Source organism: Amycolatopsis sp. NPDC051716 (assembly GCF_040681595.1).
Classification (GTDB): domain Bacteria; phylum Actinomycetota; class Actinomycetes; order Mycobacteriales; family Pseudonocardiaceae; genus Amycolatopsis.
Window position 1 is genome coordinate 1 of record NZ_JBFAZA010000063.1, and the last position, 14,022, is coordinate 14,022.

11 protein-coding genes are annotated in these 14,022 nt (G+C 71.4%); 6 read left to right on the forward strand and 5 right to left on the reverse strand.

Annotated features, from left to right (window positions below):
- The first annotated feature begins 230 nt into the window (after positions 1-230).
- From AB0M30_RS45555 to AB0M30_RS45580, 6 genes are all read left to right on the forward strand, one after another.
- Positions 231-3,281 (forward strand): patatin-like protein, encoded by a 3,051-nt coding sequence (locus AB0M30_RS45555; protein WP_364598351.1) that lies wholly within the window; start codon positions 231-233, stop codon positions 3,279-3,281.
- Between the two features lie 224 nt (positions 3,282-3,505).
- Positions 3,506-4,015 carry a diaminobutyrate acetyltransferase gene (ectA, locus tag AB0M30_RS45560; RefSeq protein ID WP_364598354.1) on the forward strand — a complete coding sequence of 170 codons (510 nt, stop codon included), beginning with the start codon at positions 3,506-3,508 and terminating at the stop codon, positions 4,013-4,015.
- A 15-nt stretch (positions 4,016-4,030) separates the two neighbouring features.
- A complete protein-coding gene (gene ectB, locus AB0M30_RS45565; protein ID WP_364598357.1) occupies positions 4,031-5,284 on the forward strand; it encodes a diaminobutyrate--2-oxoglutarate transaminase in 1,254 nt (417 codons plus the stop codon).
- 12 nt (positions 5,285-5,296) lie between these two features.
- Complete coding sequence (locus tag AB0M30_RS45570) at positions 5,297-5,689, forward strand: ectoine synthase (protein WP_003071625.1); 393 nt, start codon at positions 5,297-5,299, stop codon at positions 5,687-5,689.
- A gap of 30 nt (positions 5,690-5,719) precedes the next feature.
- Positions 5,720-6,622 carry an ectoine hydroxylase gene (thpD, locus tag AB0M30_RS45575; protein ID WP_364598360.1) on the forward strand — a complete coding sequence of 301 codons (903 nt, stop codon included), beginning with the start codon at positions 5,720-5,722 and terminating at the stop codon, positions 6,620-6,622.
- 442 nt (positions 6,623-7,064) lie between these two features.
- Positions 7,065-9,812, forward strand: a complete 2,748-nt coding sequence (locus AB0M30_RS45580; RefSeq protein ID WP_364598363.1) for a BTAD domain-containing putative transcriptional regulator — start codon at positions 7,065-7,067, stop codon at positions 9,810-9,812.
- 285 nt (positions 9,813-10,097) lie between these two features.
- On the opposite strand, the gene AB0M30_RS45585 is transcribed toward AB0M30_RS45580, so the two are convergent.
- The 5 genes from AB0M30_RS45585 to AB0M30_RS45605 form a co-directional block, all read right to left on the reverse strand.
- Complete coding sequence (locus AB0M30_RS45585; RefSeq protein WP_364598366.1) at positions 10,098-10,763, reverse strand: DUF4190 domain-containing protein; 666 nt, start codon at positions 10,761-10,763, stop codon at positions 10,098-10,100.
- Between the two features lie 306 nt (positions 10,764-11,069).
- Positions 11,070-11,954 carry a hypothetical protein gene (locus AB0M30_RS45590; RefSeq protein ID WP_043782686.1) on the reverse strand — a complete coding sequence of 295 codons (885 nt, stop codon included), beginning with the start codon at positions 11,952-11,954 and terminating at the stop codon, positions 11,070-11,072.
- A complete protein-coding gene (locus tag AB0M30_RS45595) occupies positions 11,951-12,427 on the reverse strand; it encodes a hypothetical protein (RefSeq protein WP_103335705.1) in 477 nt (158 codons plus the stop codon). Before AB0M30_RS45595 ends, AB0M30_RS45590 begins: the two co-directional genes overlap by 4 nt.
- A 57-nt stretch (positions 12,428-12,484) precedes the next feature.
- Positions 12,485-12,898: a hypothetical protein gene (locus tag AB0M30_RS45600; protein WP_364598371.1), complete on the reverse strand. Its 414-nt coding sequence runs from the start codon at positions 12,896-12,898 to the stop codon at positions 12,485-12,487.
- Between the two features lie 14 nt (positions 12,899-12,912).
- Positions 12,913-13,650 carry an OmpA family protein gene (locus AB0M30_RS45605; RefSeq protein ID WP_364598374.1) on the reverse strand — a complete coding sequence of 246 codons (738 nt, stop codon included), beginning with the start codon at positions 13,648-13,650 and terminating at the stop codon, positions 12,913-12,915.
- Positions 13,651-14,022: the final 372 nt, after the last annotated feature.

The window sequence follows — 14,022 nt, forward strand, 5'->3', positions numbered from 1 at the left end:
CATGACAAAAATCCTCGTCCGGCAGGGAAAGGGACCTGACGGACAACAGCCTCTCAGCCACACACACCACAACTAAGCAGCGACACGCTACTAGCGGCGTAGTTCACGGTCGGCAGGCGGCCGAGCGGGCGAACAAGTCCACCCGAACGGCCGTACCCGCGGACGTATCTCCGCCGCCGCCTGGCGCCTCTACTTTGCGTCAGGAAAGACCGATTCGCCGGGAGACTCCCATGGCCGAGACCGCGGAACCGTGGCAGCAGGAAATCCGGCTCGCGATGACCATGGTCGGCGGGGCCAGCCTGGCCATCTGGATGGGCGGGGTCGCCACCGAGACGTCGCAGCTGCTGCGGGAGTCGCGCGGTGACGCCGAGCCCGGGCTGTACCGCAAGCTCCTCGATGTGCTGCGCGCGACCGTTTCGGTCGACGTGCTCACCGGCACCAGCGCCGGCGGCATCAACGCCGCCTGTCTCGGCCTGGCCGAAGCCTTCGGTTCCACGCCACAGGTTCTGCGGGACACCTGGATCACCACCGGCTCGCTGGAAAACCTCATCCGCGACGCCCGCGAAGACCAGCCGCGGTCGGTGCTCGATGGGGATCGTGTGCTGCTCGGGGATGTCGAACGGGCGCTGCGGCACATCACCGCGGCGGGACGGCAGCCCGGCGACGATCCCGATATCACCGTGCTGCTCACCGGCACGATGATCGACGGCGAGACCACCCGGTTCGACGACGCGCTCGGGAACCTGGTGCGGGACACCGAACACCGGATGCTCTTCCGGTTCTGTGGTCCACTGTGGACGATCGGCGTGGAGGGTCCGCTCGCGCTGGCGGCCCGTTCCACCGCGTCCTTCCCCGGCGCGTTCGAGCTGTCGCGGATGCCGATCGGCACCGGCGGCACCGACCGGCTGCACCCCGACATGACGCCCTACACGGAACTGACCCGCTCTCACTGGCTGACGGACGGCGGTGTGCTGCTCAACAAGCCGCTGCGGCCCGCGCTGCGCGAAATCTTCGAACGCTCGTCGCACGCCGACGTCCGGCGGCTGCTGCTCTACGTCGTGCCGACCGGCGAACGCGAAACTGACGCCGTCGGGTGCGATGCGGGGGACCCGCCGTTGCTGTCGAACGCGATGGCCAAGGTCGTCAACACCGTGATGAGCCAGTCCATCAGCGCCGAGCTGGACGACCTGACCCGGCACAACGACGCCGTGCTCCGCGCGCGTGACACGCGCGTTTCCCTGGCCGCGCTGGGTCTGCGCGGCGGGCCCGAATGCCTGGTGGACGCGCGGATCGCCGCCGCCTACCTCGAGCGGCGGACCGCCGAGGACGCCGCCGAGCTGGTGCGGGTCGCCGCCCGGCGGTACGCGCTGTCCGAGGCCGGCACCGCGGACCGCGACTGGGCCTCGGGGATGTCGCGGCAGCTGCGGGCGATCGCTGTGACCGGGCTGAGCAGCGGCATTCCCGCCGGCCCGCCTCCGGCCGGTCTCGGCGTGACGGACCTGGTCGGTTACCGGACGACCGCCCTCGACGACGCCGTCGCGACCGGCCTGCAGCTGATCAACGCCGGGTTCCGGCTGCGGCCGGACGACGCCCGCGCGAAGGAGCTCAACGATGCCCGCGCCCAGTTGCACGCGGCGCGCCGGACCGCCGGGCGGGGCGTGCGGCTCGCGCAGTGGGTGGCCGCGCACGCCGGCCCCGGCGCGAGCAGCACCCTCGAAGTCTGGATCCGCGAGCTCGCCGGGGAATGGGCGGGCCTGGGCCGGTCGGCCGCCGTCGCCGAGGCGTGGCCGAAGGTGGTCGCGGGCCTGCGGGCGGCGGCGCCGACACTGCGGGCGCTGGCCGCGGAAGACGACGCCGGCACCGTCACCACGCTGCTGAACTGGCTGGCGCTGGGCCCGGACGCCGCGGGCGGCGACGACGTCGTCCAGGCCCGGCTGGTGACCCTGCACGTGGCGACGCGCGGGCTGCTCGCCCAGGCGCCGTCGGTCGACCAGCGGGTCGATCTCGTGCAGGTCAGCGCCGATTCGCGGACGCTGCTGGACATGACGCGGCGCCGGTCGTGGGACAAGCTGACCGGGATGCAGGCGAGCTACTTCGGCGCGTTCTACAAGGCGTCGTGGCGGGCCAGCGACTGGATGTGGGGCCGCGTCGACGGCGCGGGCTGGCTGGTCCAGTGCCTGCTCGACCCGGTCCGCCTCGAGACGCTGCGTGACATCGTCGGCCGCGAGCGGTTCCGCGACGAGCTCGTCGCCGCGCTCGAGCCGGTCTGGCGCAAGCCGGACGAGCGCGACCGGTGCACGCCGGCCGAGGTGGGGCAGCTGTGCGACCAGCTGACGGCCGAGCTGGCGTTCCTCGGCCTCGACGCCGACCTCGCACCGGTCGCGTTCGGTGACCACCGTCCGATCAGCATGCCGGTGACGGCCATGGTGCTGGCCCGGACGCGGCAGGCCGAAATCGCCGCGGAGGAGCTCCCGGTCGTCACCCTCGCATCGCGCTACGACGCCGACGACCGCTCCGGCATCGAGAAGGCGCTGGCCGAAGACCTGCCCGGGGTCGACGCCGGCGCCGCGCAGGCCCGGTTCCAGGCCTGCCGCGTCTCGGCGGAGAAGATCGCCGGGGAGCAGGGCACCGCACGGCTGACCCGGACGCTCGTCGCGCTCGGGGCCGCCACGGTCAACGCCGGGACGATCGCGTTCCGGCTGCCCGGCGGCTGGCCGCAGACCGTCGCGGGCATGCTGCGGACGGTGGCCCGGAGCACGGCGAGGGTCTCGCAGGGCGCGTCCCGGCTCGGCACCGCGGGTTCGCTCGCGGCGGGCGTGCTGGCCCTGCTGGCCGGGCTGGTGCTCGGCAACAACGGTGGCGCGGTCCTGCAGTGGGTCGGGCTCCCCGTCCTCGCGGGCGCGGTCGTCTACCTGGCCACGGCGCTGCTCACCACGGGCCACAAAGCGCGCCGGCTGTTCGCGGGGCTGGGGGCGCTGGTGGTGGCGGCCCTGCTGCTGGCCGCGTTCCTGCCCCCGCTCGCCCGGCCGTTCTTCGGCTGGCTCGGTGACGTCGTGGCCGGCTGGCGCCGCGGCGAGGGCGCCGTGTGGTGGCTGGTGGTCTCCGGGCTGCTCATCCTGCCCGCCGTGGTGACGCCGGCGAGCGCTCTCCGGCGCCGCCTCGGCCACCGCCGCGCCCGGAGCCGGGAGGCGAAGAGCGTGGTGCTCGAAGTCGCCGGGCGTGCGCCCCGGAAGGCAGCGAAATCACCTGCGGAGCGCACCCGGGCATCGAGTTCGCACTGAGCGATTTCGGCCCGTCGCCTTGCGATCACGGGCGGAAAGGTTCATGGTGCGGGTAGGTCACGAGCCGTGAGGTCGCGCCCCGAGGGCGCTCATGCCCATTCGGCGGCCGCGTCAAACAGGTTTGTGCGACTGCTCACGGGGTACTTCGCGTCCCCGCAGGTCATCGCCGGGGCCGTGAGCTGCGTCGCTGGCAGGCGGAAAATTCTCTGTTACGTTTCCTGAGTATGTCCGTAACGCACTTGATCGAATCCCCGACCAAGGCGGACGGCGCGCAGCTGTGGCGAATCGCGCGCGATTCCGCCAAGCTCGATCTCAACTCGCCGTACGCATACATGCTGTGGTGCCACGATTTCGCCGAGTCCTCGGTGGTCGCGCGTGAGGATGGCGAGGCGGTCGGTTTCGTCATCGCCTACCGGCGGCCGGACGCGCCGGAGTCGGCGCTCGTCTGGCAGGTCGCGGTCGACGCGTCCCAGCGGGGAAAGGGCCTGGCCGGCACGCTGCTCGACACGCTGTACACACGCCTGGTCGGCGAGGGGGTGCGTTACCTCGAGACCACGATCACCCCGGACAACGAGGCGTCCATCCGGCTGTTCAGCTCGTTCGCGAAGCGGTGGAACGCCGCCATGGAAACCAGTGTGCTGTTCGGCGGAGAGGATTTCCCCGACGCCGGGCACCTGCCCGAAGAGCTTTACCGCATCGGTCCGCTGACCGCGCCGCCGAATCCGGGCGATTAGGAGAGAAACAACACGATGAGCATCTTCGAAGAGCTCGAATCCGAAGTACGCAGCTACAGCCGCGGCTGGCCGGTCGTGTTCGACCGCGCGCAGGGCAGCTGGCTCCACGACGAAAGCGGAAAGCCCTATTTGGACTTCTTCGCCGGGGCCGGCGCGCTGAACTACGGGCACAACAACCCGCAACTGAAGCAGGTCCTGATCGACTACATCCAGCGCGACGGCGTCACCCACGCCCTGGACATGTTCACCGTGGCCAAGCGCGACTTCCTGCAGACCTTCCGCGACAAGGTCCTCGACCCGCGCGGGTACGGCTACAAGGTCGTGTTCCCCGGGCCGGGCGGCGCGAACGCCGTCGAGGCCGCGCTGAAGCTGGCGCGCAAGGTGACCGGCCGGGAAGCGGTCATCAACTTCACCAACGCCTTCCACGGCATGACGCTGGGCGCGCTGTCGGTCACCGGCAACTCGATGAAGCGCGGCGGCGCCGGCGTCCCGCTGGTGCACGCCACCCCGATGCCGTACGACCAGTACTTCGACGGCGCGATGCCGGACTTCCTCTACTTCGAGAAGCTCCTGCAGGACTCCGGCAGCGGGCTCAACGAGCCGGCCGCGGTGATCGTCGAAGGCGTGCAGGGCGAGGGCGGCATCAACGCCGCGCGCCTGGAGTGGCTGAAGGGCCTCGACGACCTCTGCAAGCGCCACAACATCCTGCTGATCCTCGACGACGTCCAGATGGGCTGCGGCCGCACCGGCCCGTTCTTCAGCTTCGAGGACGCCGGGATCACGCCCGACATCGTCTGCCTGTCGAAGTCCATCAGCGGTTACGGCATCCCGATGGCGCTGACGCTCATCAAGCCGGAGCTCGACGTCTGGGAGCCGGGCGAGCACAACGGCACCTTCCGCGGGATCAGCCCGGCGTTCGTCACCGCCAAGGAAGCGATCGACGTCTACTGGAGCGACGACGCGCTCGAGAAGTCGACCAAGGCGAAGGGCGAGCGCATCGCGTCCGCGTTCTCCGGCCTCGTCGAGGCGTACCCGGAGGCGAACCTGGTCGCCAAGGGCCGCGGCCTGGCGCGCGGCCTCGAGTTCGCGAACGGCGACCTGGCCGGGCGCGTCTGCGCCGAGGCGTTCGCCCGCGGCCTGCTGATGGAAACCTCCGGCCCCGACGGCGAAGTCATGAAGCTGCTGCCGCCGCTGACGCTGACCGACGACGAGCTGACGCAGGGCCTGTCGATCATCGACGAGTCCGTCAAGGCCGTCCTGAAAAAGTAAGGGAGTTCGCCCGTGCTCGTCCGCACACTTGACGAGATCACCGACACCGACGCCGACATCAAGACCGAAAACTGGCGCAGCAAGCGGATCATCCTCGCCAAGGAGGGCGTCGGATTCTCGGTGCACGAGACCACGCTCTACGCGGGGACGGTCAACGACTTCTGGTACGCCAACCACATCGAGGCGGTGTTCATCACCTCCGGTGAGGGCGAGATCGAGGACCTGGCCACCGGCAAGGTGTACGAGCTCAAGCCCGGCACGCTGTACCTGCTCAACGACCACGACAAGCACCAGGTCCGACCGAAGACCGAGATCAAGTGCGTCTGCGTGTTCAACCCCCCGGTGACCGGCCGCGAGGTGCACGACGAAAACGGCGTGTACCCGCTGATCACCGAGGACGCGTAAGCACCGGAGAGGAAACTGGAGGCGAAGCCCGTGACGCTGACGGACACCCGGGTCGACGACGCTTACCCGACCCGGATCACCGGTACGCCGGAGCACCTGCCCCGCGTGCACCCCACGGTGTGGGGTACCGAAGCCGACGGCCCGATCGACGCCGCCACGCTGGCGAACCACGAGACCAAGGGTTACACCGTGGTCGACGACCTGCTCTCCGTCGGGGAGGTCCAGACGTACTGGCAGGAGCTGGTGCGGCTGTCCTCCGACGCGGAGCTCGCCCGGGACGAGCGCGTGATCGCCGAGGCGAAGACCGGTGAGGTCCGGTCGATCTTCGACGTCCACGAGATTTCGGGCTTGATCGCGGAGCTGGTGCGCGACCCGCGCGTGCTGGACCGGGCGCGGCAGCTGCTCGGCTCCGAGGTGTACGTCCACCAGAGCCGGGTCAACTACATGCCCGGCTTCAAGGGCACCGGGTTCTACTGGCACTCGGACTTCGAAACCTGGCACGCGGAGGACGGCATGCCGTCGCCGCGGGCGGTCAGCTGCTCCATCGCGCTGACCGACAACCACCCGTTCAACGGCGGCCTGATGATCATGCCGGGTTCGCACCGGACGTTCGTCCAGTGCGCCGGTGAGACGCCGGACGACAACTACAAGAGCTCGCTCAAGGACCAGCGGGTGGGCGTGCCGGGCGAGGACGACATCACGAAGATGGCGGCCGAGCACGGCATCGACCAGTTCACCGGCCAGGCGGGCTCGGCGCTGTGGTTCGACTCGAACATCATGCACGGCTCCGGGAACAACATCACCCCGTACCCGCGCTCGAACATCTTCCTGGTGTTCAACAGCGTGGAGAACGCCCTGCAGGAGCCGTTCGCGGCCGGCACGCCCCGGCCCGCGTTCATCGCCGGCCGCGATTCGACGCCGATCACGCGCTGAGTCGTTCCGGGCCCTCGGGAGCACGAAGATCCTGACCCGCCGGTGACCGGCCCGGTGCGCCCTGTTACCGTGTCGCCACCGCGCGGGTGTGTGGCCCGTGCAACACGTCTTCGCGGACGACCGGCGGCGGGTACTTCGCTCGGGGTGAGCTCACCCGCCCGGTTGCCCTCGGTGGCGGACGGGCGGACGGCCCCAGGCGGCCCGGCCGGGAGTTTTGACGGCGACCCCGCACCACCGGATCGGGACCGGTGGTGCGGGGTCCTGTCATGTCGGCGTCAATCGCAGGGGCGCGGCACCCCCGCTGCGGATTCCGCCGTGTCCGCGATATGTCCTGGTCCCGGCCCGGTGGGGCGGTATTCGCCGGCGGGCCATCACGGTAGGTTGATTTTTCCGGCGGGGGCGACGCCGGGGACACCGTGGACCCGGGGAGGTGGGCGCGAGCATGGCCCAGACCCGGCTCCAGCTGCTCGGGCCCGTTCAGCTCTTCCACGGCGACGAACCCGTCCCGATCGGCGGCCCGGGGGTCCGCGGCCTGCTCGCGCTGCTGGCGCTGCGGCCCGGCAAGGTCGTCGGGCTCGACGAGATCATCGACGCCCTGTGGGGCCACGACCCGCCGGCGACCGCCCGGACCATCGTCCACGGCAACGTCTCCCACCTGCGGCGCATCCTGCGCGACCTCGACGGCCCGCGCATCCTCACCACCCCGCCGGGCTACCGGCTGGACGTCGAGCCCGACCTGATCGACGTCCACCGGGCCCGCACGCTGCTGGACCGCGCGTCACTGGCCACGCCGGAGGCCGCCGCCGCGCTGCTGGCCGAGGCGCTCGCGCTCTGGCAGGGCCCCGCGCTGGGCGGGGTGCCCGACTCCCTGCGTGCCCCCGAACTCGAGGACCTCCGCCTCGCCGTGCACGGCGCCCGCGTCGACGCCGACCTCGAACTCGGCCGGCACGCGGAACTGATCGTCGAGCTCAGCCCGATCGTCCGGGCCGATCCGCTGGCCGAGCGGACCGCGGGGCAGCTGATGCGGGCGCTGTACCACGCGGGCCGCCGCGGGGACGCGCTCGAGCTGTACCGGACGGTCTCCCGCGCGACCCTGCGCACCCTCGGCGTCGAGCCCGGCGCGGAGCTGCGCTGGCTGCACGAGCGCGTCCTCAACGACGACCTCCCCGCGCGGGACGTCGTCGCCCCGGCCGCCGGCGCGGAGCCGGCGAAAGCGATTTCGCAGCTGCCCGCGGCGGTGCCGAACCTGGCCGGGCGCGCCGAGGAACTGGCCTGGCTCGACGCCCTGGTCACCCGGGCCGAAGCCGGGCAGACGACGATCGCCGTGGTCAGCGGGACCGCCGGGGTCGGCAAGAGCTCGCTCGTCGTGTGGTGGGCGCACCGGGTCGCGTCGCGGTTCCCGGACGGCGTCCTGTTCGCGTCGCTGCGCGGCTTCGACCCGCACCACCCGCCGCTCGAGCCGGCCGAGCTGCTCACCCAGTTCCTGCTCGGCCTCGGCGTCGAAACCGCGAAGGTCCCGGAGCTGCTGCACGAACGGGTCGCCCTCTACCGCTCGCTGATCGCCGGACGGCGGATGCTGGTGCTGCTCGACGACGCCCGCACCGCCGAGCAGGTGCGCCCGCTGCTGCCGCCGAGCGCGCGGACGATGACGGTGGTGACCAGCCGCTCGCGCCTCGACGGGCTCGCCGTGTCGAACGCGGCCAAGCAGCGCGTGCTCGGCACGCTCGCGCCCGACGACGCCGTGGCGCTCATCGAGGAGCTCGCCGGCCCGGCGAGCCTCAACCACGCCCTCGCGCGGCTCTGCGGCTACCTCCCGCTGGCGTTGCGGATCGCCGGCGCGCGGCTCTCGACGAGCGCGCAGCGGACCGCGGAGGAGCTCGTCGACGAGCTCGGCAACGAACGCACCCGGCTCGCGGGGCTGCAGGTCGACGGCGCCGACGACAGCGTCCGCGCGGCGTTCGACGTCTCTTTCCGCGGCCTGCCCGGCGAAGTCGCGCAGACGTTCCTGCAGCTGGGCGCGGTGCCGGGGGTGATGGTCGGGCCGCACGTGATGGCCGCGGTCGCGCAGATCACCGTGGCCGAGGCCCGGCGGCGGTTGCGCACGCTGGCCGCGCACAACCTCATCACCGAGACCGAGCGGGACGTCTTCGTGCCGCACGACCTCGTCTGGCTGTACCTGCGGGAGCTCGCGGAGCAGGAACTCGGCGACAAGGAACGCGACGAAGCGCTCGGCTGGACGGTCCGCTACTACCAGGCCGCGGCCGACCGGGCGCGGCGCCGGCTGGGCCGGGTCGCCGACCCGCTCGACTTCTCCCGAGTCCTCGCCGACGACGTGCTGCCGCCGCTTCCCGGCTTCGCCGAGGCGCACGACTGGTTCGCGGCCGAGTGGCCGAACCTGCTGGCCGTCCTCGACGCCGCGTACGCCGCGCGCCGGCACGACGACGTGTGGCGGCTGGCCCGGCTGGCCCACACCTACCGCGTCGCGTGCCCGCTGCTGGACGAGTGGATGCGGATGGCCGACCTCGGCGTCGCCGCCGCCGAAGCCGCGGGCGACGTCGAGGGCCAGTGCTGGCTGTGGCTCGCGCGGTGCGAGATCGCGTTGACGTTCGAGCTGCCGGGGTCCGGGCTCACCGACGCCGAACGGGCGGCGGAGCTGTCCGCCGCGTCGGCCGACCAGCGGCTGCGGACCTCGGTGGACCTGCACCTCGGGCGGGCGCTGAGCCGGCTCGGCGAGCACGAACGAGCCATCGAACGGCTGGCCGAGGCCATCGCGAACGCTCCCGACGTCACCCTGCGCGGGCAGGCGCTCAGCAGCTGCGCGCAGGCGGAGAAGCGGGCGGGCCGGCTGGCCGACGCGATCGCCCACCAGCGCGCCGGCCTGCGGATCGACCGCGAACTGGGCGACGACGTCCAGGTCGTCGTCTCCCTGGACAAGCTGGCCGAGCTCAGCCTGCGGGTCCGGGACCTCGAGGCCGCCGAGCGGTACGTCTGGGAAGCGATCGACCTGGCGATCAGCCGCGAGTTCGTCGCGCGGGAAGGGACGCTGCGGCTGACGCTGGGCCGGGTGCTGCGGGCCCGGGGCGACATCGACGGCGCGCGCGAACAACTGGCGTTGTCGGTGCGCATTTACGAGCGCGTGCACCCGAAGCTCGTCGGTGAGGTGCGCACCGAACTCGCCGATCTCCAGTGACGGGCTTTCCCGAACTGCGGCCGTTCGGAATTTCATTGCGAATGGGTCACGGCCGGTGCCTGTGCGCTGAATCCTTAGTGGATTCTTAGTGGGCGCGGGCGGTGTCCGCGTAGGTTCGGCGGTGCCGGCAGAGCCCTAGGGGAGGGGCAGGCTGAGACGCCGGTGCCAGGCCCCGCGCGGGAACTCCTCGTGGGGCCCGGAGCCGCCAGGAGCGGCTAATGGCGGCCCGGCCGGCCGAAATGGGGGTAGGCCGGCCGGTCGCCAGGCGGGGTTCCCGCGCCCGGCTCAGCCGACGTTCGCGGTGCAGAGCGCGATCGTCGTCCCGCTGTTTTCCGCGACCTTCTTGCCGTCGACGAGAATGGCGCAGCGGATTTCGTTGCTGACCGTCGCATTGCGGGTGTCCGCGGTGAGCGTCAACAGGTAGGAGCCATTGTTGTAGGAGGCCTGCCCCTGCCAGGCGTCGGTGCTGGCGGGCGCGTTTTCGGTGCGCTGGTCGTTGAGGCTGCCGTAGCGCACGGTCGCGCCGCCGGCGGAGGTGACCTGGAAGGTCACGGCGTGCTTGTCGGTGGCCACCGCGGGCAGGTGGAGCCCGGACTCGCCGCCCCCGAAGAAGGTCGAGTACAGCAGCATCCCGGCCGTGGTGAGCAGCGCGGCGGCGGTGACGGTGGTGGCGGTGATCGCCACCCCGCGGTCGCCCACGGCGCCCTTCTTGGCCTGGACCAGCCCGGTGATCGCCAGGATCAGCCCGATCCCGCCCAGCGGCCACGCGACGAACTCGACATCCGGGACGAACGTGACGACGAGGGCCGCCACACCGAGCAGCAGGCCGACGATCGCCAGGATGTTCCGGGCGGGCTTCGCATTGGCTTGACGACGCTCCGTGGCCGTCACCGGCGGCGCGGGCCGGCCGTGGCGCGCGGTGGCCGGCGGGTACTGCGGGTCGGTCATCATGCGAACCCCTTCGGGTGGGAGTGCGACGACGTTAACCCATAAGTGTGGCCCAGAACGAAATTGTTACATTCTGGAAAAAGTCATTGTCCCACCATTTGGGGTCAGGTATCGATATTTCCTGACATCGCGGGCATGGTGTGGCCCGATGATCAATGGGAAGAATATCGGAGTTCCCACTGTTCGGCGCGACCTTTTGCGACCTCGCAGCGGGTATCGTAAATATCCTACGGTCATCCGGGCACCGCCGGGAGGCCTACGACGACCGTCGGTACCGGCGTTCAAGACGAAAGTCGTATACCGGACTTCTCAGTCGAAAAGGCTTACTTCCGGGGTGATTTCGAGCAGTTCGAAGACGGGCCGGCCGCGCCGTCCGTCGATCGTCGTCGTGCGCACGACGCGTAGCCGGGCTGTCACCGGACGGTCGAGGTTCTCCTTGATCTGGTCCAGCAGGTCCGGCGCCACCGCGCCCTGGATCGTGCCGCCCGACTCGCGGTCGAGGTAGAAGATGCGCCGCCGGGTGCGGACGCCGTCGAGCCGCCCGCGGACCGTCTCGTAGCCGACCTCTTCGCGGGATTCGCGGAGGCTGCCCTGCAGGATCCGCGCCTGCTCGGTGGTCATGCTGCGGGTGACCTGCTCGCCCGCGGTCGGGGTCAGCGCCATCCCGATGCCGGCGTTCTTCGCGACGGCGTTGACGATGTCGCTCACCGCGTTGCGGACGGTGTCGCGCTGGAGCAGCACGGCGTCGAGCGCGCCGTCGTCCGAGCCGTTCGCCGGCAGGAAGTCGCACAGCTCCTTGACCGCGCGCTCGGACAGCGTCTCGATGCCGTCGACGATCAGCGCGTCGTCGGAGACGTCGAGCTCGGGGAAGCCGAAGAAGATCGCGTTGCCCGCCTGGCCGCGCTGGATCAGCGGCGCCTTGTCCCGGTCGGTCTGCTGGACCTGGGTGACCTCGCCGGACGGGTTCCGGATGATGTGCCCGATCTTCGCCGTCGCGTCCTGCAGCGCGCGGCTGATGTCGGAGAAGGTGTACGCGTCGATGGTCTGCTCGCCGATCACCGACACGTGCAGCAGCGGTGAGCGGGACGTCCGCTCGAACTTGGCGTTGGCCGCCATCGCCGAGGCGCGGGCCAGGTCGTCGAGCCACGTGCCGCCGGGGATCTCGTCGGCGATGCGCCGGAACTCGTTCCTCACCAGATCATCTCCGGGTAGCCCCTGCCGCCTCGGGCCCAGACCTCGGCCCACACGTCTTCGTCGCCGGGGCGGCACAGGAAGCCGTCCAGCATGCCGCCGACCGGCTGCACCTGGTCGAGGTACATCGCCGGCTGCCCGACGATCACGCCGCGCAGCGTGAGCAGGCCGTAGAGCGCCGACCGGCCGGCGTCGTCGAGCCGCTTGAGCGCGCCCCACTCGTCCGGGATGAGGACGACGTCGAGGCTTTGCGGCGGGTGGGCGGTCCGGGTGATCAGCTCGCCACCGATCCAGGCGCGGCCGGACGGGATGATCCGCCGGGCGACGCCGAGGTAGCTGTTGAGCGCGCTGAAGAGGATCTCGCGGTCGTTCTGGTGCGGGGCGTCGAACACCAGGCGTTCGTAGACGTCGGCGAGGTCACCCGCGTGCCGGCCCGGCGGCAGGACCTGCTGCGACGTCCAATGGGGGAGCGCCACTCCACCCCCTTCTCAGCCTTCGCTCACAGTGCGTAGCCGAACTTACCAGGATGGGTGTCAGCCACCGCGCCCAGGCTGGTGCCACTGCCGGGTCGCGTCCGGCGGCTCTTCGGCCTGCGGCCAGGCGGGTTCTTCTTCGGTGGGCCAGTCCTCGGCCTGCACCCCGCGCTGCGGCGGCAGCGGCAGGTGTCCTTCGCGGTGGCCGACGGGAGCGGCTTCTTCGTCGTCGTGGACCTCGGTGCGCGGCTCGGGCGCGTGCTGCGCCCACGCGGCCGGGATGAACTGCGTCTGCTCGGTCGAAAGGGGCGGCGGCGGCTCGTACGGCGGCGCTTCGTCGTCGAACTCGGCTTCCCGTGCCGCGGGCTCGGGCCGGGGCCGCGGGGCGGCGCGCAGCACGAGCCACGACGTCACCGCACCGAGGGCGAAGGCGACGATCAGCCACAGCCAGATCTGCCCGAACAGCCAGAACATCAGCTCATCACCCCTCAAACGACCGTGATCTCGACACGCCGGTCTTCTTCGCCGCCGGTGGCCGGCCGGGTGTCGCCCAGCCCCCGGTAGGTCACGCGGTTGGTCGCCAGCCCGTTGGCGGTGAGGATCCGCGCGACGGCCCGGGCGCGGTCCCGCGAGAGTTTGAGAGCGGCGCTCTCGCCACCGGGCCCCCGGGCGACGTGCCCGGTGACGCGGTACCGGAAGCCGGCGGGCGCCTTGGCGAGAGCGATCGCGACGCTGCGCGCGGCCTGCTCGCCGTCGGGGGTGAGCTTGGCCGTGTCGGGCTCGAAGGCGATGGGCGCCTCGGTGAGCAGCCGGTCGATCTCGGCCTGCACGCCGGCCTTGTCGGTGGGCGGCGGAGCGGTGGTGCTGGTGGTCGGCGGCGGACTCGACGTGGTGGCGGCGGTGGTCGGCGGCGGCGGGCTCGGGGTGGCGCTGCTGGGCGCCACGGGGGTGACATCGCCGTTGACCTTGGCGGCCCGGACACCGTCGACGTTTTGCACGATTTCCAGAGCCCTGAGCGCTTGGCCGGGCGGGAAGCCGCTGAGCGTGGCGTCGCGCCCGTCGAAGCGGACATCCCCGGTGGGGAGCCCGGCTTCGAAGAGGGCGGTCTGGGCCCGCGCGGCCAGGTCCCGTTCCATGCTCCCGGACCGGGCCCAGGTGGCGACCCCCGCGAGCAGCGCTGTGACCAGCACCGCAACCGGGACCACGAGGATCCAGCGCCGACGCATAAGGGGACTGTAAGCCGGGTGCCGCGGGTTGGCGACCTGAATCCGGGTGGTGATCCACAAGTTGTCCCCAGGTAAGTCGACATGTGGACAACTGCGGAGATCGTGTTCGTTCGGGCACGTTCTGTCGGAGGTCGGCGATAGGGTGGAGGCGGGTGGTTCCCCCAGGGAGGGTGGGCCACGTTCGGGGCGGTTTGTGGCTGCGATTTGCGGCTGCCGTTTTGTGGCGGCGGTTCGTGGCTGCTGGCTTGGGGCTGCGGGTTTGTGGTTGATGATCGTCCGGGAGCCGGGAGCCGGGAGCCGGGAGCCGGGAGCCGGGAGCCGGGAGCCGGGAGCCGGGAGCCGGGAGCCGGGAGCCGGGAGCCGGGAGCCGGG